Below are 21167 nucleotides of genomic sequence, written 5' to 3'. Positions count from 1 at the left end.
TGTTCGATTATCCGGGTGACAGTGAGCGCGGCTAGGCGGCGATGCGGACCGGCAGCGTCTCGTAGCCTTTGACGAAACTCGAATATACCCGCTTCGGTTCGCCGATCACCTCAATATTGTCGTACCGCTTGAGGATTTCTTCCCAGATAATCTTCAGTTGCAATTCCGCCAGCCTGATTCCGACGCAGCGGTGGATACCGAATCCGAAGGAAAGGTGGGTGCGGGGGCGGGCGCGGTCGATGATGAACTCATAGGGGCGGTCGATCACGTCCTCGTCGCGGTTGCCCGAGACGTACCACATCACGACTTTGTCGCCCTTCTTGATTTGATGCCCGCGGAATTCGATGTCTTCGAGCGCGGTGCGGCGCATATGCGCCAGCGGCGTCTGCCAGCGGATCACTTCGGGGACGAAACTGTCGATCAGCTCGGGGGTATCGCGCAGCTTGCGATACTGATCCGGATTCCTGTTCAGCGCATAGACGCTGCCAGAGAGCGTGTTGCGCGTCGTATCGTTGCCGCCGACGATCAACAGGATCAGATTGCCGAGGAAATTCTTCGGGTCCATGTCGCGGGTGGCGTCGCTATGCGCCATCATCGACAACAGATCGCTCTTCGGCGGCTGGTTGATGCGCTCCTTCCAGAGTCTTGCGAAATAGGCCGCGCATTCCAACAGCTCCGCCTGCCGCTGGTCCTCGGTCTCGACCAGGCCGCCCGGATGCGGGATCGTGGTCGCGATGTCGGACCAGCGTGTCAGCTTGCGACGGTCTTCCCAGGGGAAGTCGAACAATACGGCGAGCATCTGCGTGGTGAGCTCGATCGAGACCTGATCGACCCAGTCGAACACCTCGTTCTTCGGAAGATTGTCGAGGCATTCGGCGGAGCGCTTGCGGATGTTGATCGCGAGCTGGTCCAGATGCGTCGGCGTGAACATCGGCGCCACGGTCTTGCGCTGCGCGCTATGGCGGGGCTGGTCCATTGCGATGAAGCTTTCGCGGCGCAGGTCCGGCGCGACATCGCGAATGGTAATGCCGCCGAGCGAAGCCGCCGACGAGAACACCGCGTGGTTGGTCTCGATGTCCATGATGTCGTTGTATTTGGTTACCGACCAGTACGGGCCGAACATGCTGTCCTTGCAATAATGCACCGGGTCTTCGCGGCGCAGCCGGTCGAAGTACGGCCAGAATGAATCGTTCTGAAACAGTTCGGGATTGCCGACATCGAAATCCGCCAGCGGCATGGATTGAGCCGCATCGCGCGCGGCGCGCAGATGAGAATCTCCGGCGAGATCGATAGTTCCGTGCATGAGCCGCTCTCCCTGATTCCCCGCACGAAGCATGCCGAACGGGTGATGTTTTACCCTATTACATCCCGAGCCGTGCCCCGGCGCAAGGGCGAGTTCGGCGCATTTGGCCGCATCGCAGTGCCGGCCGATCTCGGGCGGCCCCGGCGTATTTCGCCTCGTGACAAGCTTAGTCTCGAAGATTAAGTCTGTTTGAAACAACGTTTAATTCGCCGGGAGGCGATCATGATTCCCAACGCCCATCGAATGTTGAACTTCGATCTTGGCGAAACCGCGGACGCAATTCGCGAGACGGTGCACTCATTCTCGCAAAACGAGATCGCGCCGCGCGCGGCCGAAATCGACCGCAGCAATCAGTTTCCGCGCGACCTCTGGCCGAAGATCGGCGCGCTCGGCCTGCACGGCATCACGGTGGAAGAGGAATATGGCGGCGCCGGGCTCGGCTATCTCGAGCACTGTATCGCACTGGAAGAAATCTCGCGGGCGTCAGCCTCCGTCGGCCTGTCCTATGGCGCGCATTCCAACCTCTGCGTCAACCAGATCCGCCGTAACGGCAATGAGGCGCAGAAACGGAAGTATTTGCCCAAGCTGATCTCGGGCGAGCATGTCGGCTCGCTGGCGATGTCGGAGCCGGGTGCCGGCAGCGATGTGGTCTCAATGAAAACCCGCGCTGACAAAAAGGGCGACCGCTTTGTGCTGAACGGCAACAAGATGTGGATCACCAACGGCCCCGTGGCGGACACGCTGGTGGTCTACGCCAGGACCGACGCCAATGCTGGCCCGCGCGGCATCACCGCCTTCCTCGTCGAAAAGGGCATGAAGGGATTTTCCACCGCGCAGAAACTCGACAAGCTCGGCATGCGCGGCTCCGATACCTGCGAACTGCTGTTCGAGGATTGCGAAGTTCCCGAAGAGAATGTGCTGAGCGAGGTCGGCCGCGGCGTCAACGTGCTCATGAGCGGCCTCGACTATGAGCGCGCGGTGCTGGCGGCCGGCCCGATCGGCATCATGCAGGCCTGCATGGACGTGGTGCTGCCTTACGTGCACGAGCGCAAGCAGTTCGGCGAGCCGATCGGCACGTTCCAGCTCGTGCAGGGCAAGATCGCCGACATGTACACCACGATGAACGCGTCACGGGCCTATGTCTACGCGGTTGCAAAAGCCTGCGATCGCGGCGAGACCACGCGGGAGGATGCGGCCGGTGCGATTCTCTATGCCGCCGAGAAGGCGACGCAGTGCGCGCTCGACGCGATCCAGTTGCTCGGCGGCAACGGCTACATCAACGACTACCCGACCGGGCGTCTCTTGCGCGACGCCAAACTCTATGAAATCGGCGCCGGCACCAGCGAAATCCGCCGGATGCTGATCGGGCGGGAGCTGTTTGAGAAGACGGTTTAGCCTCTGCTCCTTCTCCCCGCTCTTGCGGGGAGAAGGTTGGGATGAGGGGCTCTCGCAACGCAGGTCGTACCAATGTGGCGCGACGGCTACGCCTGGTTCCAAACCCGCAGACTTCAACACACCTGTGGGACCTGGATCACACAACGACCGGCAAATCTGTGGTTTGATCCGCTACCGTTCGCGCTGGAGTTGAACCATGAACCAGATGAGCTGGCCCCCGCAGGTGCCGCCGCCTTCGCCCATGCCGCCGCCGATGCCGGTGGCGTTTTCCGGCAGCCGTGGCGAATTCTTTGATCTGGTCAAGCGCGGCGCCGGCCTCGAATTCGTCACCCTCGGCTTCTACCGATTCTGGCTGCTCACCGACATCCGCCGCCATCTCTGGGCCAACACCCATGTCGATGGCGATGCCGCCGAATACACCGGCCGCGGCAAAGAATTGCTGATCGGATTTTTGGTCGCGCTGGCGATCCTGGTGCCGGTCTATCTCGGCTATTTTTTAATCGGCCTCGAAGCCGAGCATATCCAGGCGTTTGCCAGCATCCCGCTCATCGCATTCTTCTATCTGTTCGGGCAGTTCGCGATTTATCGCGCGCGGCGCTATCGTCTGACCCGCACAGTATGGCACGGCGTGCGGTTCTGGATGAGCGGCTCGGGCTGGATCTATGCCTTGCAGGCATCCCTGTGGGGCCTGCTGTCGGCGGTGACGCTGGGGCTGGCGCTGCCGTGGCGCACGGCGGCGCTCGAACGCTACAAGATGCGCCACACCTTCTACGGCGACCTGCAGGGCAGTTTTGAGGGGCGCGGCTGGGAGTTCTTCAAGCGCGGCTGGTGGCTTTGGCTACTCACGCCGATCGCGTTTTACGTGTTCCCGCTCGCGCCCTTTATTTACGGAGCCTTCAAGGCAATCGAATGGCGCTGGTGGCTCTCGGGCATCCGGTTCGGCGGCGTGCGTCTGGAATCGTCATTGCCCAAGAGCGCATTGATCGGCCTGTATTGGAAAGTCATCGGCTGGATCGTCGTGCTCGGATTGGTCTTCTCGGCCTACCTGGCGCTGGCGGCGGTATTGGTCGCCGGCATGAGCGGCGATGCATTCAGCGAATTTTTCAAGTCGCAGGAATTCGCAAAAAGCATCCCGCTTCTGGTGCTCGCAGGCATCGGCTATCTCGCGTTCGCGCTGGCGATGAATATCGTTATCCGGGTCTATCTGTTGCGTGATCTCTGGGTCAGGGTGCTCGGATCGGTCAACATCAGTGGTATCGACGCGGCCGCCAACGTTTCGGCGCGCGGCGAGATGGCCAACGCGCTCGGCGAAGGATTTGCTGACGGCCTCGATGTCGGCGGCTTCTAGCCTTAAGGGCTCTTATGGCCATGGCTAGCGATATATCAGTGCCTCCAAATCCACCGCTGGGCGGCTCGGTGGCCTATTTCGACGGAACGTCGAGCCGGCGGCGCATGGTGACGCTCCGCTTTGCCGACCGGCTCGAGATCAACGACGGCGAACAAGCGCTGGCGGCATGGGCCTACGCCGATATCCGCCGCGCCGACAGCCCGGCCGGTATGCTGCGCCTGAACTGCCTGACCGCGCCTGCGCTGGCGCGGCTGGAGGTTCGCGACACCGGACTTGCCAACGAACTCGTCTCGCGCTGCACCAATATCGATGATCACATGATCGGCCGCCGCGGCGTTGCCGCCATCGTCGGCTGGTCGCTCGCGGCCGCGGCTTCAATCGTCGCCGTGGTGCTGTTCGGACTTCCGCTCGCGGCCGATCGCCTCACGCCGCTGGTGCCGGAAGCGTTCGAACGGCGGCTCGGCGATGTCGCAGACAGCCAGGTCAAGACGATGTTCGATGCCAAGGTTTGCGACAATGCGGCCGGGCAGAAGGCCTTTGTCAAACTCGTAACGGCGCTTCGCGAATCCGCGGGCCTCGACACGTCGGTGCAGTCGGGCGTGCTGTCGAGTTCGGTTCCGAATGCCTTCGCGCTGCCGGGCGGCAAGGTCTATCTGTTCAACGGATTATTGGCGAAGGCCGAGAACGCCGATGAGATCGCGGGCGTGCTGGCCCATGAACTCGGCCATCTCAAGCATCGCGACAGCATGCGTGGACTGATCCACAACGGCGGCACCTCGTTCCTGATCGGGTTGTTGTTCGGCGATATCACGGGTTCCAGCGCGCTGATCTTCGGCTCGCGCACGTTGGTGACTTCGTCCCATTCGCGTGAGGCCGAGACCGACGCCGACCATTTTGCGATCGACGTCATGCACCGGCTCGGCCGGCCGGCGAAGCCAACCGGTGAATTGCTGCTTCGGGTCACTGGAAAGGAAGGCAAGGGCCTCTCCATCATCTCCAGCCATCCCCTGAGCGAGGACCGGTTGGCCCGGATGAGCCGGCAGGACCCGCCAGCCAGCGGGCCGCCGCTGTTGACTTCAGAGGAATGGCGATCACTGAAAGCGATCTGCGGCGGCAAATCCTGAGCCGGCGCGGGGCTACGTTCTGGCGCTTTTGCGCGATCGTGGCGCTTCGATCGGCGCAGGCGCCGCGCCGGCCGGCTTTAAATCCCATACCGCCTGCATGGCCGCGAAGGCCTGCGAGATCATCGGCTCGTGGCGCCGCGCCGTCAGGCAGGCAAAACCGAGATCGCAGGTCAGCGCCACGTTGTCGGCAATCACGAAATTCCGTTTGCTCGTGATGCGGTCGAGCACGCTGTCGCGGGCGAGGCTGAGGCCATTGCCGCTTTCGACAAGATCGATCACGGCTTCTTCCTGATCGGCGAAGGCGATGCGCTTCGGCGATGAGCCCATCGGACGGAACACGTCGTCGACCAGCCTGCGATGCGCCGAGTCATGCGGCGTCCCGATCCAGGGCAGGTCGGCGAGGTCGGCCCAGTCCTTGCCCAGCACCTTGCTGCTCCATTCGCGAGGGGCGATCACGCGGTAGTCGAAGCGCGTCAGCGCCATGAGCTGGAACTTGCCATCGTCGATGGCCCGTTCAGACAGCATTCCTGACGCGAGGCATTCGGCGGGAACGGCATCGATATAATATCCGACATCGAGCTCGCCTCTGCCGATCTGCGCCAGGACGTCGTCCGGCATGCCGTAGCGGAGGAAGACTTCGGTCTTCTTCGAGGAGGTCGCGAGGCTGCGCACGAACGGGCCGAGGCGGATCGACTCTGGGTCCAGGATTGTGCCGACGCGCAGCGTGCCCCGCAGCGATTCGCGCAGGGAATCCGCTGCCGTCCTGAAATCCGCCGAGGCTGACACCGTCCGGTGCGCCAGCGGCAGTAGCGCAGCACCCGCCTCTGTCAGGGTAAAGCCGCCCGGCGTCCGGTTGAAAAGCTGCAGCCCGGTGCTCTCCTCCAGGCCCTTCAGTTGCAGGCTGACGGCAGGCTGGGTCAAATGCAGCAACGTGGCCGCGCGCGACACCGTGCCTTCCCGGGCCACGGTAATGAAGCAACGCAAGGCTTGGATCCGCGGCAGGTCGTTCATTTGAAAGACTTACAGGAAGCGCCCATGAATCCCATTAGACAGGATTTGCTCTTGGAAGTCACAAACTTTCGTTGATGAAACTTGGCGTTGTCGTTGGAAAATAGGTGAATAGCGAGCACCCGGCGGGTTGTTCAACCGCTGCATGGCCCGTGGACGCGTCACGGAGCGCCCGAGGCTGCGGGCTTGAGGCATTCTCCCGATGTGCGGCCGCCCGAGGCGGAACCGGAGCGCGGCCGGTCACTGCGGCAGGTTATTGATTTTGCGCACCCATGCGCGCACGTCGGCCAGCACATCCGGCAGCAACCCCTTGACCTCCTGAACGGTCATGCCGGGCTTGATCCGGGGATCGTAGAGAAGGTTCAACAGATACTGATCGTAAATGTCGAAATAGCCCATCGACACATTGTCGTTGAACATGGTCCAGGGCACGCTCGAGGTATCGTTGATCGGTCCGAGCGACTGCAGCAATTCCTCATAGGCGCAGTCGAAAAAGACGAAGTCGCCATTGTCGACGGTGAGGATCACGTCGGAATGCTCGATTTCGAATTTCTCGTTCTTGCGAAAGCCGGACAGGCATTGCGGGTCGAGCGAAGAGCGAATCTCGCGCGCCCGCTCGCTACCGTAGAAGGTCGTGATGGTGCGCTGGAGATCGCGGTCGCGCACCAGCTTGACCTGCACATTGGCGTCTTCGCTGGCTTCGGCCATGGCGATGTCGAGGTGCTGAATATGCGCGGCGATGTCGGTGACGATTTTCGCAAGCTGCGCCTTGCGGTCGGCGCGCGTGCCGTCGGCGAACACCCGCACCGGGGCGTCATATTTGCGGATGCGGTCGACGCGGCCGGCGAGATGATATTCGGCGCCGAAGGCGACCTTCAGAAAGCCTTCAACGATCTCGTTGTCGGTGAAGATCTTTTTCTCGGTGCGCTGACGCTGCGCGACGGCAGGAATATCGGCGAAAGCCGTGCACGGCACCATGGTTTCGCCGAGCGCTAGCGCGCTAAGGGCAGCCGCTAGCGTCCGTACATACAGGAATCGGCGGGGCGTGCGCATTCAAACAACGCTGCAGCAATTGGCGCGTGCGTGCAAGGGTTGTTCAAACGATCGCTGACGGCGCGGTGCAAGTTCCCGCCGCACTGCCCGTCAGGATCTGTACTCCGGAAGCGGATTTATCAGCTGGCAATCCTTGCCTTGATTGAGGCCACGTCTATTCCAGCGCCAATCATCTTGGCCTCGGCTTGCGCCTTTACTGCATTGCAAAGCGCGACCAGGAAGGCATCGTGCGAGCATCGCGCGTCCATCTTTGTGTAGACCAGATCATATTCAATCGGCTCCCACGTTCCGAAGTCCGCAAGATTGTGTTGAATTTGCACTTCAAGGTTATCCAGCGCCGTAGCAAATTTGGCCTCAGCCGTCGTATGCGCTTCAAATTCGTGCCACAGCTCGAATATTTCCTGTCCAGTGTCGCCGGCAACCCGGGTTCGGATCTCTTCGATGGCCGCACGTTCGCGTTCTGCCTTGAGCTCTTTTCGCTCGCCAACTTCGAAATAGGGGATATCCCCGGCCAAGGCCTCCACCAGATCGTGCACCAGGATAATCTTGAGCACGCGTCCAATATCGACAGGATGCTCAAGATGACGGTATGCAAGCAGCGCGATCAGCGCCATCTGCCACGTATGCTCGGCGACACTCTCGCGTCGCCCATCCGATAGCCAGCTATGCCGCAGCTCGCGCTTGAGCCGCTCCGAGAGCCCCAGGAATTCCAGGATTCGGCTAGCTTCGTTTTCCATCCACTCACCTATTCAAGACGAGCCGGTACGGCAGCCGAGAAGTGGACGCTGCCTAATTCCTCACGATAACCGGAGTGCCGATGGAAACGCGGCTATAGAGATCGGTCACGTCCTCATTGGTCATGCGGAAGCAGCCGGAGGAGACCGCCTGTCCGATGGTCTCGGGCTCGTTGGAGCCGTGGATGCGGTACAGCGTCGATCCCAGATACATTGCCCGCGCGCCGAGCGGATTGTCGATGCCGCCGGCCATGTGGCGCGGCAGATCCGGCCGCCGCCTCAGCATCTGCGACGGCGGCGTCCAGCTCGGCCACTCCTTTTTCGCGGTGATGCGGTGGGTTCCGCTCCAGCGGAAGCCGTCGCGGCCGACGCCGATGCCGTAGCGGATTGCCCGGCCGTTGGGGAGCACGAGGTAGAGCCTGCGCTCGGCGGTATCGATGAAAATCGTGCCGGGGGCAAAGTTGCCGGCAAAGTTCACGGTCGTGCGCGGGATCGGGCTCGATCCGCTGGGCATGCCGGGTCGGAAGAAACCGGGGCCGCCGCCCATGATGTCGCGCGAGTCTTCAAAGAAACCTTGAAAGAGACCTTGGGCCTGCGCTTGGCCGGCCCCCACCAGCATCGTGATCGCCGCAAACAGCAAAGCAAAAGCCCGGGCCATCGTTCTCCCTCACGAAAAATCAGAACAGAAGGTCGAGACAGGCCACACCTGCTGCGATTTCGCAAGCAACGAGCCTGTGACCACCGCATTTTCAAACAGAGCGGTTAAAAAAGACAACATGCCGGAAACGATGGCTGCATTGTTCCGCTAAACCTTTGACGAAACGTGCGAACAATGTTTGATCGTCAACGGCTCTTAAGAACGAAACGCGAAGAGGAACGAGACCATGAACGGTGCGGAAAGTCTGGTGCGGACATTGGTCGCGGGCGGGGTGGACGTCTGCTTCACCAATCCCGGCACCTCGGAGATGCACTTCGTCGCCGCACTGGACCGGGTCGAGGGGATGCGCTGCGTGCTCGGCCTGTTCGAGGGCGTGGTGACGGGGGCCGCCGACGGCTATTACCGCATGAAGGGCACGCCGGCCTCGACGCTTTTGCACCTCGGGCCCGGCCTCGCCAATGGCTTGGCCAATCTGCACAACGCCAAGAAGGCCAATTCCGGCATCGTCAACATCGTCGGCCAGCACGCGACCTATCATATCGGCTACAACGCTCCGTTGACATCAGACATCGAAGGGCTGGCACGGCCGATGTCGTCCTGGGTGCGGACCTCGCCGGATGCCAAATCCGTCGCCGCCGACGGCGCCGCGGCAATCGCCGCCGCCAAGAGTTCGCCGCCGCAGATTGCCACGCTGATCCTGCCTGCTGATACCGCCTGGAACGAGGCCGACGGCATCGCGCTAGTGCCGGCAGAAACCCAGCGCGCCAATTATTCCGCGCAGGCGGTCGACCATGCCGCGAAGGTTTTGCGCAATGGCGGCGCGTCGACGCTGTTGCTGATGACCGGCAGCGCGCTCACCGAGCACGGGCTGGCGCTGGCTGCCCAGATCGCGGGCAAGACCGGCTGCAAGGTGATGGGCCAGACCTATAACCCGCGCATGGCGCGCGGCAAGGGCCGGTTCGCGATCGACCGCATCCCCTATGTGATCGAGCAGGCGCTGCCGATCCTGAAGGATTTCAAGAACATCGTATTGGTCGAAGCCAACGACCCCGTGGCGTTCTTCGCCTATCCGAACAAGCCGAGCATGCTCAAACCCCAGGGCTGCGAGGTGCATCGCATGACCTCGGGCGCGGAAAATTCCGTCGCCGCGCTGGAGGCGCTGGCTGGCGCGCTTCACGCGGGACCGACTGACCGACAGCCGCAAAGGCTGGTCGAGATTGCAAAACCGACCGGCGCGCTGACGCATGCCTCGATCGCGCAGGCGATCGCGATGGCGATCCCGGAAAATGCTATCGTGGTCGATGAATCCATTACCACCGGCCGCGGCTTCTTTCCGCCGACGGCCGCCGCCGCCCCGCACGACTGGCTGCAGAACATGGGCGGCTCGATCGGCTTCTCGACGCCGGTCGCGACGGGTGCTGCGGTCGCATGCCCGGACCGCAAGGTGATCTGCATGGTCGGTGATGGCAGCGCGATGTACACCCTGCAATCGCTGTGGACACAGGCGCGCGAAGGCCTCAACGTCGTCACGATCGTATTTGCCAATAAGATCTACCAGATTCTTCGCGGCGAATTCGACGGCGTCGGCGCCGGCGAGCCGGGGCAGCGCGCGCAGGACATGCTCAAGATCGACCGTCCGGACCTCGACTTCGTAGCCCTCGCCAAGGGCATGGGCGTGCCGGGCCGCGCGGTCGCCAATGCCGACGACTTCAACAAGGCGCTGGCGGAAGCCGTCGCCGAACCGGGACCGCGATTGATCGAAGTGCAGATGTAAAAAGGGACGATCGTTTGAGATAGCAGGAATGCCGCTAACAATGAGATCGTCATTGCGAGGAGCGTAGCGACGAAGCAATCCAGTCTTGCTTTCTGGCTTTATGGATTGCTTCGCTGCGCTCGCAATGACGGCGCGACTTGTGGGAGGCCAGATGCAGACCGAACTGAACAAGGTCGTCACCGCACTTCACGAGTTTTACGCACGCGAAACTTTCCTGCTCGAACGGGACGTCGGCGAGCGCGCGCTGACGCACCGGCTGGCGGTTCAGTTCGAAAAGCAGTTCCCGGGCTGGGAGATCGACTGCGAATACGACCGGCTCGGCGACCGCACGCTGCGGCTGCCGCACGGATCCATCGTCTCGACCGACGATCACCTGGCAAAATCCATCTATCCCGACATCGTGGTGCACCAGCGCGCCATTCCCAACAATCTGCTCGCGGTCGAGGTGCGCAAATCGGCCAATCATCAGCCGCTCGAACATGACCAGCACAAGCTGCGCGCGCTGACCGATCCGCATTTGTGGTTCGCCTACTGGATCGGCGTGCTGCTGACGTTGGGCAAGACGCACGTGACGGCGTCGGAGGTCTATACCAGCGGCGTTCTCGATCACGCCCTGTCCGGCTGGTTCGCGGGACGGCTGAAGGATGCAGGCCTAAGCGCAGGATGAAGCCTGCGAACGGAGATTTCTGATGACACTCACCCGATCAATCCTGGCCATCGCATTTGCCGCCGTCGCACAGCACGCGCTGGGGCAGCAGGCCGCGGCACAAGCTTCCGCGGCCGATCTGGAAGCCATTCTCGCCCATTCCAAGATCGTCAAGACGCTCGACGACATCAAGGCCGACGACGAGCGGGCCTTTGCCGAACAGAAGCGCATCACCGAAATCCCGGCGCCGCCGTTCAAGGAAAAAGTCCGCGCCGAATATTTTCAGAAGCGGATGCAGGAACTCGGCCTCAAGGATGCCTCGATCGATGCCGAAGGCAACGTGCTCGCGTTGCGCAAGGGCAGTGGCGGCGGCCGGCCCAAGCTCGTGGTATCAGCGCATCTCGACACCGTGTTTCCCGAAGGCACCGATGTCACGGTGAAGGAAAAGGATGGCGCGATCGTAGCGCCAGGCATCGGCGACGATTCGCGCGGCCTTGCAGCGCTGCTGTCGCTGATCAAGGTGATGAACGAAAACGGGATCGCGACCGTCGGCGACATCCTGTTCGTCGGAACGGTCGGCGAGGAAGAGCTCGGCAATCTCCGCGGCGTGAAGGCGCTGTTCCGCGATCACACCGATATCGACGGCTTCATCTCGATCGACGGGCTCGGCATCACCCGCGTCGTCAACCAGGCGACCGGCAGCCATCGCTACGAGTTCATCTTCAAGGGACCCGGCGGGCACTCGTTCCAGGAGTTCGGGCTGCCGAGCGCGATCCACGCCATGGGCCGCGCGATCGCGAAAATTTCCGAGCTGCAGCCGCCGTCCGATCCGAAGACCACGTTTACCGTCGGCACCGTGACCGGCGGCACCTCGGTCAACGCCATCGCCGCGGAAGCGCGGATGGCCGTCGATATGCGCTCGAATTCGACCGAGGAACTACTCAAGCTCGAGGCGCGACTGCTCGAGCTCGTCAAGGAGGCGGTGGCGGATGAGAACGCGCGCTGGAAATCCGACAAGATGACGGTCGAGGCAAAACTGATCGGCGACCGCCCAGCCGGCATTGTTGCGATGGATTCGCCGATCGTGCAGGCGACCCAGGGCGCCGTCTCCGCCGTCACAAAGGGAGCGCGGCCGACCTTTGCCGGCTCCTCCACCGATTCCAACATCGCGATGTCGCTCGGCGTCCCGGCCGTGACCATCGGCGGCGGCGGCGAGGGCGGCAACTGGCACTCGCGCAACGAATGGTACAAACCAACCAAAGCCTGGTACGGCCCGCAAAACGCGCTGCTGACGGTATTGATGCTGACCGGCCTCGACGGCGTGACCAAACCGACGCTTGCGGTGCGAAACACCGTGAAATAGGCACCCAAATTGTCCCCAGCGCCGTTAACCATGCCCCCGATTGGACAAATTGTCGGCCAATTGCCGCCAAAGCGGTAACCGAACGTCGTTCCCCAGTAGTTCTACGTGCGTAGGGGATGTGGCATGGCGTACAGGATCGTGGCGGAACGTAAGGACGAGACCGTCAGGATGGACCGAAGCAGCATGCTGGTGGCTGTCGCCAAAGCGCGGGTCTGGGCCAGCGAGGGGTGGAAAGTCACCATCATCGTCGGCGACGAAAGCGAAACCGCACCGGTCGACGCGCGCCGGCTTTCCTTCGTCTGATCGAAGACTCGTGCGCCGTCTCTCGGACGGCCTCCAAATAAAGTGGAACCGGGAAACCGGACCGACGTTACACTTGCGGGCAGGCTTTTTGGAGCAATGCCATGCAGTGGCGGTCTGCAAGTACAGGCGCCGACGAAATGCGCGGCACCGGCGACGACGAGATTTCCTACGCAACCGGATGGACCATCAGCGGGCTAGCGACGCTGGGCACCATCGTTGCGATCTGGGTGCTGGGGATTTGACTTAAGCCTTATCTCTGCGCGACCCGCTTGCCGCCGGTCACGAGCCGGCCTGCCTTGCGCCCCATCAAGAGACCGGGCAACACCAGCGGGCACCACACCGGAAATAAGAACAGCGTCAGAATTCCGGCCTCTTCGGGTCGGTGCGCAGCAGCCATTTGACGAACCGATCGGCGAGCAATTGCGTCATAGCTGCTCAAACCCCTCATTCTTGAGGAGCCCGCAGAGCGAGCGTCTCGAAGGATGGAGGCCATAGACAGGGGTTCTTGGTTCGAGACGCGCGGACCCGTTGGCGCTCCTCACCATTAGGGACTTATGACGCAGTACGGTGAAGACGAGCTTCTACGCGGTAATTCTACTCTCCGGCGATCGGTTCGCGTCATCGGGCATCGGTGATCGAACTGAGAACTGAATTTGCGAAAAGCCGCCCATTCGATGTGCAGCGGTTTTGACCCTACCGACACATGAGCATAATGCCGATAGCGAGCATACCGGATGCCGCGCCGCTGCGGCTCGGTGGTTGCTTCAGCAAGGAACCAATGCAGTAACGTCTACTTACTATTGCCTCGACAACTATTTCCGGGGATCGAACATGAGAACATCTGCATTGGCTTTTTTCCTGCTGATGGCGATCTCTCTATTGCCCCGTCCAGCTACGTCCCAGGGCTTGGAAATTGGTCCTGGCGGAGTTCGTGTCTACGGGCAATGCGATCAGCTGAGACGTTCCTGTGAGCGCGGCGAAGGCGGTTGCCGCCGATATCGGGAGACCTGTGAAAGGCGGGTCCGAGGCGACGACCTGTGTCAAGAATTAAGAGCGGCTTGCCTGAACAAGGACAGGTTGGGCGAACAAGGCGAGGGGAATTGCCGACGGTATCGCGAGACCTGTCGTTGAAGTGGTTTGATCGTCAGGGCTGATCCGCTACTGTCCCGCTTGAGGGTAATGCATGGTTGAGCGCGTCACGCTGATTACCGGTGCATCGGCGGGAATGGCACCGAATTGGCGCGCGTCTTTGCATCAAATGGCCATCGATTAGCCTTGGTCGACCGACGCGGGGATCGCCTGACGACGTTGGCGAGCGAAATTGTCGCCGGTGGCGGCACGGCGCCGATTTTAATTTGTTGCGACCTCGAACACCCCGAGGCCTGCGACAACATCGTCTCGGCTCTGGCCGCGGATGGCGTGGAGGTCGAGTTCGTCGTCAACAATGCGGGGTTCGGTCTTTTCGGCTATGCGATCGAACTGGATCGGGCTGAGCAGCTCGGCATCATCGCCGTCAACATCGTCGCGTTGACCGATTTGTCGTTGCGGTTTTCCGAGAGCCTGATCCGGCATCGTGGCGGCATCCTCAATCTCGGTTCGCTTGCCGGATTTCTGCCGGGCCCAGGAATGGCGGTGTACTATGCGTCCAAGGCTTATGTCCTGTCGTTCAGCGAGGCTCTGCGCCAGGAACTCGCTCCGCAGGGCGTTCGCGTGACGACGATCTGTCCAGGCTCCGTGTCATCGGAATTTCAGACGCGAGCCCGGATTCAACCCGGATTGGAGCACGAAATCCTGAACGTCTCGGCATATGACGTCGCGCAGGCAGGTTATCGCGGGTTGATGCAGAACAAACGCGTCGTGCTGCCCGGCCTCGGCATGAAGATTGTTCCGTTTCTGCTGCGGCTGTTTCCGCGCGGGTTTATCCTGGCGGCAGTCGGTCGCATTCAGCTGCGAAAACGCAGATAAGTTTCTCCGTCCTCGTACCCGCTTCAGGCAGGAGCTTTGCTGCTCCCGCCCCACTCGTTACGGCAGGGTTCCGCATGTGGAACCACCGGCCGCTCTTAAACGCATTTTCGCCAAACTGTTATTGGCCTCTATTGCGGGGCAGGACTGTCTAATCTGGAGTCCTGCATGCTTAAACCAGTCCTTGTTGCGGCCGTCCTTGTTGTAACCGGGTCTATCGCTTCGGAGGCCCGCCCTTCCCATACCGGTCAAATATCCGAATGCAACGTGACCATGCCCTGCGACTTCTCGTTTTTGCAGCCGCGTCGTGAGCGGATTAGTTCTGACACCCACGAAGTGACCGCACAGAGTTCCCGTCGCGAATTGGCGGACGTGAGTGTTGATCGCGGTCAAACTGTCGGCGGTCGTCCGGCCGGTTGCCCCCGCTCATTTTGTGGCTGTGGTGCGTCTATACGTGTCTTCGGTCGGATCATGCCCGGCCTAAATCTCGCATCCAACTGGCTGCGCTTTCCACGGACATCGCCAGCACCCGGAATGGTCGCTGCGCGACGTGGGCACGTTTTCGTTCTAGAGCGACACGTCGAAGGCGATATGTGGATGGCATACGATGCGAACTCGGGCGGCCACGCAACGAGAATTCATGCGCGCTCATTACGCGGGTACACGGTTGTTAACCCGCATGCCGCTTGAAGTAACTTCCCCCATTTGAATCCGACAGTGCGGTTGACCGGACTTGGCCTAGCCGCGCTGGCCTAAAAGGAAAGACGCTCGGTTGAGCGACCTCTTTCTTGCCCGCGCAAGGGCGCTCAAGAAGATTGGCTCGCGACCGGGTGGAGAAGCGGATCGCGCGATAGGAACGAAAATCTGCGACCCGCATTGGATCGCATGTCGCATATCCCCGATGCGACATTCACTGAAAGGGCCTCAGCGCCGCCGCTGGGGCCCTTTCTGCTGATGGCCTGCAATAAAGGCTCCGCTGCAAATGCGGGGCGCGTCTAAAACGCCCGGCGCCGCGGCGGCGGACCGGCTTGGGGGTGGCGCGCACGGGTGAGGAGTTCGGAAACAGCGATCACCGCGGCGCCGGCGATGATGGTGATGGCCGTCATCACAAGAAGGGTTTTAAGCATGTTTCGCTCCCGGAAAGTGCCGGTACCACGACGCTCCGCGAATCGTGTTCCGGCAAGACGGGCAAACTACGGGCCGCGACTTATTGGCTGAAAGAAAGCAGCCAGCCTGATGAGTCTGGTCCCGGACAGACGGCGATCCGGCACCGGATTTCAATGGCCCTCGGGAACGAGGATCACGGGCATGCCAACACGACGGCGCATCAAACACGAGAAGACCTTCGAGGAGCGGCTGGCGGAAGAGGCCAAGCGCTTCAGAGAGGCGGCAAGGGAGGCGCAGCCCGGCATGGCCCGGGAGCTGCTGTTGCGGCGGGCGCGGCAGATGGAAGCCGCATCTCGGCTAAACGAATGGCTCCGCTCGCCGGGCATGCGGGCGCCGGAGTAAGGCCGCCTTGGCTGACCTCTCTCATCCTGTGGCGGTCTCAACGGTCTTTTTCAAAGGGAACAGGACGTTCTTGACACGGTTGCCCCGTCAGAGGAGGTGCCCATGACCGAAAAACCCACGCATGAACAGCTTGAGGAATTGAAAAGGCTCAGCCGCGAGGCGCGCGTCCCCGATGAGTCCGAAATCGTAACCTCGAAGGAAGAGGCCGAAATTCGCATCCGCGACCTGAAGGAAAAAGCCCGCATCGAATAAGATCAGCCGATTTCGATGGGCCTGCGCGCGAACGCGTGCGATATCTGCCGAATAGGCACATCCCAAATACAAAAACCCCGATTTACGGGGCTTTGGATGGTGGACGCACAAGGGATCGAACCTTGGACCTCTCCCGTGTGAAGGGAACGCTCTCCCGCTGAGCTATGCGTCCGGGAAGTGTGGGCGAACAGTGAGCCCCGTCAGAGCCCGCGATTTACGAAGGACAAACCCCTAGTGTCAAGCGATCAGTCGGGCCGCAACGTCGCGTTTTGGCGGCAGGGCAGGGGGAATTACGCCCCCTGCTGGCGGGCCCGCGAAGCGTGCGACTGCAGCGCGCGGATGCGCTCGGCCAGCGTCCCGCCGCCTTCCGACATGGCTGCGGGGACGGCGCCGGCGACGTCGTTGGCGGGCTTGGCCGGCACTTTCGACACGGCCGGTTCCGCCGCCAGCATCGCCTCGATCGCCGAATTCGGTCCCTCGAGCTGCATCGCGAGTTTTGCAACTTCGGCCGCGATGTCGTTGATGCGCTCGCGTAGCAGCGCGTTCTCCATCCGCTCGGTCGCCCAGGAGCTTTCGGCCTGCTGCTGGATCGCGTTGATGTCACGCTGGAGTTTCGCGCGCTCGTCGCGGGCGATGCGGAGCTGCTCTTCCACCGCCGCCTTCTCAGCTCGCAATTTTTCCACGATCGGCGACTTGCCGCCGTTCATGCCTGCGATCTCCTCGCGCAGTTCGCGCGCGGCGCGTTCGGCGTTTTCGTTCGCCTGCCGGAGCTGATTGTTCTCGTACTCGCGTTCGGCCAGAATCTTGCCTTGCATCGCCAGCCGCGCTTCGAGGTCGTTGACGCGGTTGCCGAGCATCTCCGCTTCCTTGATCTGGACAATCAATTGCCGGTCGAGATCGGTGACGCGCTGGCTCAAGTTTTCGACGCGGCTGCGCGCTTCCGCCAGTTCACGCGTCGCGTGCTCGGACTCAGCGCGCTCCTGCGCGAGGCGGGCCTGGGTTGCCGAGAATTCCTTCTCGGCGTCGCCGACGCGGCCCTTCAGTTCCTCGATCTGCGTGCGCACCGCGACCAGCTCGACCTGGCGGCTGTCCGCCATCATCGAACGGTTGTTCAGTTCGTGATTGATCCTGGCGAGTTCGGCCTGCTTGTCGGTCAGCGCCTGTTCGGCGTTGCGCAATAGTTCGGTTTTGGCCGCGAATTCTTCCTCGGTGGCGCGCAACTGCTCCTTCATCGCCTTCTCGCGCGCTTCGAGCGAAAAGATCGTGGCGTTCTTTTCGCCGAGCTCGATCTTCATGCGGTTGATCGCATCGCTCTTCTTGCCGAGTTCGGCGAGCTGGCTCGTGGTCTTGTTCTTGAGCTGCTCCACGCTCATTTCGAGCCGCCGCGCCGACATCGCGAATTCCGCGCGCAACTGGTCCTTGTCGGCCTGGATTTCGGCCATCGACAGTGGCGTCGCCGCCTCCAGCCGCCGGGTCGTCAGCCGCACCGCACGGTTATGCACCAGCGGCACGATCATCAGGCCGAACAACATCGAGACCAGAAAACCGATCGCCAGATACATGATCGGCTCGATCATGGATGGGTTACTCCACACGAGATTAGGAATTGTTAATCACATTGCCACGCCAGGCCGGCCCTGCGCCAGCCCAATGCCGCGTTAACCTGAATCCGTCCGGGGAGACCTGGCGTCTATGCTTGAAGATAGCCTTAGAACGGGTTCCAGGTCGCGCGCGGGGTATATTTGAGATAGCCGACATTGGCGCCGAGCCGCAGTCCGATGCCGGAACGGATCGGCACCAGCACGATGTTGTTGGCGGTCAGGGCGGTCATGCCGAAGCCGCCGACGATATAGGCGGAGCCGTCGATGCCGACGAAGCGCTGATAGATCGCGTTGGTGGCGGGCAGGTTGTAGACCAGCGTCATGGTGCGCGCGCCGTCGCCGCCCCAGTCGAAGCCGACCGACGGCCCCTGCCAGTAGACCCGCAAGTCGCCGGCGTTCTTGGTGTAGAGCGTGCCCTCACCGTACCGCAGGCCCGCCACAAAGGCGCCTGAGCCCTCTTCGCCCAGCACGTAACCATTGGGCAGGCCCCATTGGCTGACCGCGCGCTCGATGATCGACGCCAGGCCCCGCGAGACGTTGCCGAAGAATTTGTGCCCGGCTGAGACCAGTTCATCGGGTCCAAAGGTCTCGGGCCCCGGCTGGCGCTGCGGCGGCGGGTATTGCCCCGGCGGCTGCTGCGCAGAAGCTGGCACGGTCCAGCACATCAGCGCGGCGAACGTCACCGCGGCAAGGCGTGAAGCAAACGTCATGAAAGAACCCCTGGCATCGAATTCTGGCCGCCGCCTTAACCTGACGCCAACAAGCATGGCTCTAGGTTGCGCCCAGTGTCCCCTCGACTCGCATGTTATCGGCACCAACTATGACGGCACAACGGCAGGAAAGATACGGTTCGCGCCGCCAAATAGCCCTTTTTGCCTTATTGGCAGGGTTTTTTTGCACGCACAGCCTTGATTTTGCCGCGCGCGCCGCGACCACCGAGCGGGTGGTGGTGAACCGCTATTCCGGACTCGCGATCGAAGGCTTCGATCCCGTCGCCTATTTTACGGAATCCATGGCCGTCGAAGGTTTACCCGATATCGAGGCTCGCGAAGCCGGCGCCGTTTGGCGCTTCCGCAACGAGGGCAATCGCGCCTCTTTCGTTGCGCATCCGGAGATCTACGGGCCCCAGTTCGGCGGCTATGACCCGGTCGATCTGGGGCGAGGGGTAACGTATGCGGGTAACCCGCGCTTTTGGGTGGTTGCGGGCCAGCGGCTCTATTTGTTCGGCCGCGAGGACAACCGCGATGCTTTTGCGGCCAATCCCTTGCCTTTCCTGAAAGAGGCTACCGTACGCTGGCCCGTGCTGGAGCAAGGGCTGGCGCAGTAGCTTGCGCCGTAGCGCGGGCGAGCGAAGCGACCCCCGGGGACAGTGCCGGCCAGATGGAATACACGTTGTTTTCGTGATCACCGTTCCCGGGGGTCGCTCGCCCGGGCTACGGATATTGCCGGCTACGGGCCGCGCTCAGGGCACCACCTTCGGGTCGCCCCAGGCGATGAATTCCGGAACGATGAAGCCCATCCGTCCCGTGCCAAATTGCAGGGCGGCGCCGTTTGAATCCGTGATCCTGCCGCCGGCAGCCGCGACGACTGCATGGCCCGCCGCTACGTCCCATTCCGAAGTGGGCGACAGCCGGGGATAGATATCGACTGAGCCTTCGGCCACCCGGCCCAATTTGACCGCCGAGCCAAGCTCGCACCGTACTGCCCCCGGTCTTTCGGCAATAAAGGCTTCGGTCCTGGCGTCGCCATGCGAGCGGCTGACCGCCACCGTCCATGGCTGGCCGCGCGGCGGGCAAGGGCGGGTACGAATCGGCTCGACGAGCGGCTTGCCCTTGCCGAGCGTCAGCCGTTGCGCGCCGCGTCCGACAATGCCGCGCCAGATCAGCCCGAGCGCAGGTGCGCTGATAATGCCAAGCAGCGGCGTCCCGTGCGTCACCAGCGCCACGTTGACGGTGAATTCGTTGCGGCCGGCGACGAATTCCTTGGTGCCGTCGAGCGGGTCGATCAGGAAGAAGCTTTCCTTATCGGGCAGCGCGGACGTTTGGGCGCGCTCTTCCGACAGCGCAGGTATTTCGGGTGCCACTTGGGCCAAGCCCTCGGCGATGATTTGATCGGCCGCCAGATCGGCCTCCGTTACCGGCGAGCCGTCGATCTTGCCGTCAACCTTCATGGCGGAACGGTTGACGGCGAGGATGGCGGCGCCGGCCCGGATCACGATCTCGGTCAGCGGTTCGATCAGCGCTGCTGCGGCCTCATGACCGAGCGCCGGTGGACGTGCCTCAGTCATGAGCTCGGCCCATTTGCTGTTCGTCCTGCCTTACCATTGCCGCCCCCTGCTGGCAGCACAGGGCTGCGCAGTGTATCAAACCGATAAGCACGCGTGATTCGTAACGGCCCGCCAGCAATTTGCGACGCGGCGGCTTTCCAGGAACCCATGATGTCTGGCACTTCGTCTCCCGGTCCGGCTCCCGATACCCTCGAACTCGCGGCGCTGTTGTGTTCGCGAGTTTGTCACGATCTCATCAGCCCGGTTGGCGCGATCGTCAATGGGCTTGAGGTGCTTGACGACAACCCGAAGCCCGAAGACCGCGATTTCGCGCTCGATCTAATCCGCAAGAGCGCCAAGACCGCCTCCGCACGGCTGCAGTTCTGCCGTCTCGCGTTTGGCGCTGCGGGATCGTCCGGTGCGCAGATCGATCTCGGCGACGCCCAGACCATGGCGCGCGGCCACATCGAGGACGGCAAGATCACCATCACCTGGAATCTGCCGCGGCTGTTGTTGCCGAAGAACCGCGTCAAGCTGCTGTTGAACATGCTGATCATCGCGCAGCAAACCATCCCGCGCGGCGGCACGCTGACGATCGATCCGATCGGCGATGGCGAGACGATGGGTTTTCGCGTCACGTCTTCCGGCCTCAACGCCCGCGTGCCGCAGAATATCGCCGATCTCGTGAGCGCGAGTTCGACGGCGACCGTCGATGCGCATGCGGTGCAGCCTTACTATACGCGACTGTTGGCACAGGCCTGCGGGCTGAGCGTGACGCTGGCGCTCGACGGGGAAAAGGTGCTTGTTACTGCTTCCTGAGCGCGCCGTTGCGCCGACATGGTTAACCAACGGTTGAAAACAGACGGCA

General features: G+C 62.1%; 22 protein-coding genes, 1 tRNA gene and 1 pseudogene. 13 read left to right on the top strand and 11 right to left on the bottom strand.

Features of this window, described 5'->3' with window-relative positions:
• Positions 1-31: 31 nt before the first annotated feature.
• On the bottom strand, positions 32-1303 hold the full coding sequence (locus tag HCN58_RS33610; protein WP_171583635.1) for a cytochrome P450: 1272 nt from the start codon (positions 1301-1303) through the stop codon (positions 32-34).
• Between the two features lie 222 nt (positions 1304-1525).
• Between HCN58_RS33610 and HCN58_RS33605 the strand changes: the two genes are divergently transcribed.
• The 3 genes from HCN58_RS33605 (at position 1526) to HCN58_RS33595 (ending at position 5170) form a co-directional block, all read left to right on the top strand.
• Positions 1526-2698, top strand: coding sequence for an isovaleryl-CoA dehydrogenase (locus tag HCN58_RS33605; protein ID WP_171583634.1), 1173 nt, complete (start codon positions 1526-1528; stop codon positions 2696-2698).
• A 196-nt stretch (positions 2699-2894) separates the two neighbouring features.
• Complete coding sequence (locus HCN58_RS33600) at positions 2895-4046, top strand: DUF898 family protein (RefSeq protein WP_171583633.1); 1152 nt, start codon at positions 2895-2897, stop codon at positions 4044-4046.
• 20 nt (positions 4047-4066) lie between these two features.
• Complete coding sequence (locus tag HCN58_RS33595; protein ID WP_171583632.1) at positions 4067-5170, top strand: M48 family metallopeptidase; 1104 nt, start codon at positions 4067-4069, stop codon at positions 5168-5170.
• A gap of 12 nt (positions 5171-5182) precedes the next feature.
• Here HCN58_RS33595 and HCN58_RS33590 read toward each other — a convergent pair whose 3' ends face one another.
• From HCN58_RS33590 to HCN58_RS33575, 4 genes are all read right to left on the bottom strand, one after another.
• Positions 5183-6181, bottom strand: a complete 999-nt coding sequence (locus tag HCN58_RS33590) for a LysR family transcriptional regulator (RefSeq protein WP_171583631.1) — start codon at positions 6179-6181, stop codon at positions 5183-5185.
• Between the two features lie 237 nt (positions 6182-6418).
• Complete coding sequence (locus tag HCN58_RS33585) at positions 6419-7156, bottom strand: DUF2927 domain-containing protein (protein ID WP_235984122.1); 738 nt, start codon at positions 7154-7156, stop codon at positions 6419-6421.
• 194 nt (positions 7157-7350) lie between these two features.
• Positions 7351-7968: an HD domain-containing protein gene (locus tag HCN58_RS33580; protein WP_171583629.1), complete on the bottom strand. Its 618-nt coding sequence runs from the start codon at positions 7966-7968 to the stop codon at positions 7351-7353.
• Between the two features lie 52 nt (positions 7969-8020).
• Entirely contained in the window at positions 8021-8623 is a 603-nt protein-coding gene (locus tag HCN58_RS33575; protein WP_171583628.1) for a L,D-transpeptidase, read from the bottom strand.
• 226 nt (positions 8624-8849) lie between these two features.
• Between HCN58_RS33575 and HCN58_RS33570 the strand changes: the two genes are divergently transcribed.
• From HCN58_RS33570 to HCN58_RS33550, 5 genes are all read left to right on the top strand, one after another.
• Positions 8850-10397 carry an acetolactate synthase large subunit gene (locus HCN58_RS33570; RefSeq protein ID WP_171583627.1) on the top strand — a complete coding sequence of 516 codons (1548 nt, stop codon included), beginning with the start codon at positions 8850-8852 and terminating at the stop codon, positions 10395-10397.
• Between the two features lie 151 nt (positions 10398-10548).
• Positions 10549-11064, top strand: coding sequence for a hypothetical protein (locus HCN58_RS33565; protein ID WP_171583626.1), 516 nt, complete (start codon positions 10549-10551; stop codon positions 11062-11064).
• Positions 11065-11086: 22 nt separating this feature from the next.
• A complete protein-coding gene (locus HCN58_RS33560) occupies positions 11087-12406 on the top strand; it encodes a M20/M25/M40 family metallo-hydrolase (protein WP_171583625.1) in 1320 nt (439 codons plus the stop codon).
• 123 nt (positions 12407-12529) lie between these two features.
• The gene (locus tag HCN58_RS33555; RefSeq protein ID WP_171583624.1) at positions 12530-12709 is read left to right on the top strand and encodes a hypothetical protein; all 180 of its coding nucleotides are present in this window, start codon (positions 12530-12532) and stop codon (positions 12707-12709) included.
• A gap of 101 nt (positions 12710-12810) precedes the next feature.
• Positions 12811-12951 carry a hypothetical protein gene (locus HCN58_RS33550; protein ID WP_171583623.1) on the top strand — a complete coding sequence of 47 codons (141 nt, stop codon included), beginning with the start codon at positions 12811-12813 and terminating at the stop codon, positions 12949-12951.
• Positions 12952-12959: 8 nt separating this feature from the next.
• On the opposite strand, the gene HCN58_RS33545 is transcribed toward HCN58_RS33550, so the two are convergent.
• Positions 12960-13106 carry a hypothetical protein gene (locus tag HCN58_RS33545; RefSeq protein WP_171583622.1) on the bottom strand — a complete coding sequence of 49 codons (147 nt, stop codon included), beginning with the start codon at positions 13104-13106 and terminating at the stop codon, positions 12960-12962.
• 786 nt (positions 13107-13892) lie between these two features.
• Here HCN58_RS33545 and HCN58_RS33540 point away from each other — a divergent pair.
• Positions 13893-14674, top strand: a pseudogene (locus HCN58_RS33540) (SDR family NAD(P)-dependent oxidoreductase).
• Between the two features lie 992 nt (positions 14675-15666).
• On the opposite strand, the gene HCN58_RS36885 reads toward HCN58_RS33540, so the two are convergent.
• Positions 15667-15798, bottom strand: a complete 132-nt coding sequence (locus tag HCN58_RS36885) for a hypothetical protein (RefSeq protein WP_283814677.1) — start codon at positions 15796-15798, stop codon at positions 15667-15669.
• A gap of 181 nt (positions 15799-15979) precedes the next feature.
• On the opposite strand from HCN58_RS36885, the gene HCN58_RS33535 reads away from it, so the two are divergent.
• The gene (locus HCN58_RS33535; RefSeq protein WP_028351264.1) at positions 15980-16180 is read left to right on the top strand and encodes a hypothetical protein; all 201 of its coding nucleotides are present in this window, start codon (positions 15980-15982) and stop codon (positions 16178-16180) included.
• Positions 16181-16282: 102 nt separating this feature from the next.
• Positions 16283-16432: a hypothetical protein gene (locus HCN58_RS33530; RefSeq protein WP_171583621.1), complete on the top strand. Its 150-nt coding sequence runs from the start codon at positions 16283-16285 to the stop codon at positions 16430-16432.
• Positions 16433-16529: 97 nt separating this feature from the next.
• Here HCN58_RS33530 and HCN58_RS33525 read toward each other — a convergent pair.
• The 3 genes from HCN58_RS33525 to HCN58_RS33515 all read right to left on the bottom strand — a co-directional run bounded on the left by HCN58_RS33525 (position 16530) and on the right by HCN58_RS33515 (position 18743).
• A tRNA-Val gene (locus tag HCN58_RS33525) sits at positions 16530-16604 on the bottom strand.
• 118 nt (positions 16605-16722) lie between these two features.
• Positions 16723-18009: a coiled-coil domain-containing protein gene (locus tag HCN58_RS33520; protein WP_171583620.1), complete on the bottom strand. Its 1287-nt coding sequence runs from the start codon at positions 18007-18009 to the stop codon at positions 16723-16725.
• A gap of 131 nt (positions 18010-18140) precedes the next feature.
• Positions 18141-18743: a DUF1134 domain-containing protein gene (locus tag HCN58_RS33515; protein WP_171583619.1), complete on the bottom strand. Its 603-nt coding sequence runs from the start codon at positions 18741-18743 to the stop codon at positions 18141-18143.
• 110 nt (positions 18744-18853) lie between these two features.
• Between HCN58_RS33515 and HCN58_RS33510 the strand changes: the two genes are divergently transcribed.
• Positions 18854-19360 carry a YHS domain-containing (seleno)protein gene (locus tag HCN58_RS33510; protein WP_235984112.1) on the top strand — a complete coding sequence of 169 codons (507 nt, stop codon included), beginning with the start codon at positions 18854-18856 and terminating at the stop codon, positions 19358-19360.
• 135 nt (positions 19361-19495) lie between these two features.
• Here HCN58_RS33510 and cysQ read toward each other — a convergent pair whose 3' ends face one another.
• Positions 19496-20320 carry a 3'(2'),5'-bisphosphate nucleotidase CysQ gene (gene cysQ, locus HCN58_RS33505; RefSeq protein WP_171583617.1) on the bottom strand — a complete coding sequence of 275 codons (825 nt, stop codon included), beginning with the start codon at positions 20318-20320 and terminating at the stop codon, positions 19496-19498.
• A 150-nt stretch (positions 20321-20470) separates the two neighbouring features.
• Here cysQ and chpT point away from each other — a divergent pair, with 150 nt between their 5' ends.
• Complete coding sequence (chpT, locus tag HCN58_RS33500; protein WP_171583616.1) at positions 20471-21118, top strand: histidine phosphotransferase ChpT; 648 nt, start codon at positions 20471-20473, stop codon at positions 21116-21118.
• Positions 21119-21167 lie beyond the last annotated feature (49 nt).

The sequence above is a fragment of the Bradyrhizobium australiense genome (genome assembly GCF_013114825.1).
GTDB classification, from domain to species: domain Bacteria; phylum Pseudomonadota; class Alphaproteobacteria; order Rhizobiales; family Xanthobacteraceae; genus Bradyrhizobium; species Bradyrhizobium australiense.
Note: the sequence above shows the minus strand (reverse complement) of the source record. Positions and strands in the feature narration are given on the sequence as shown.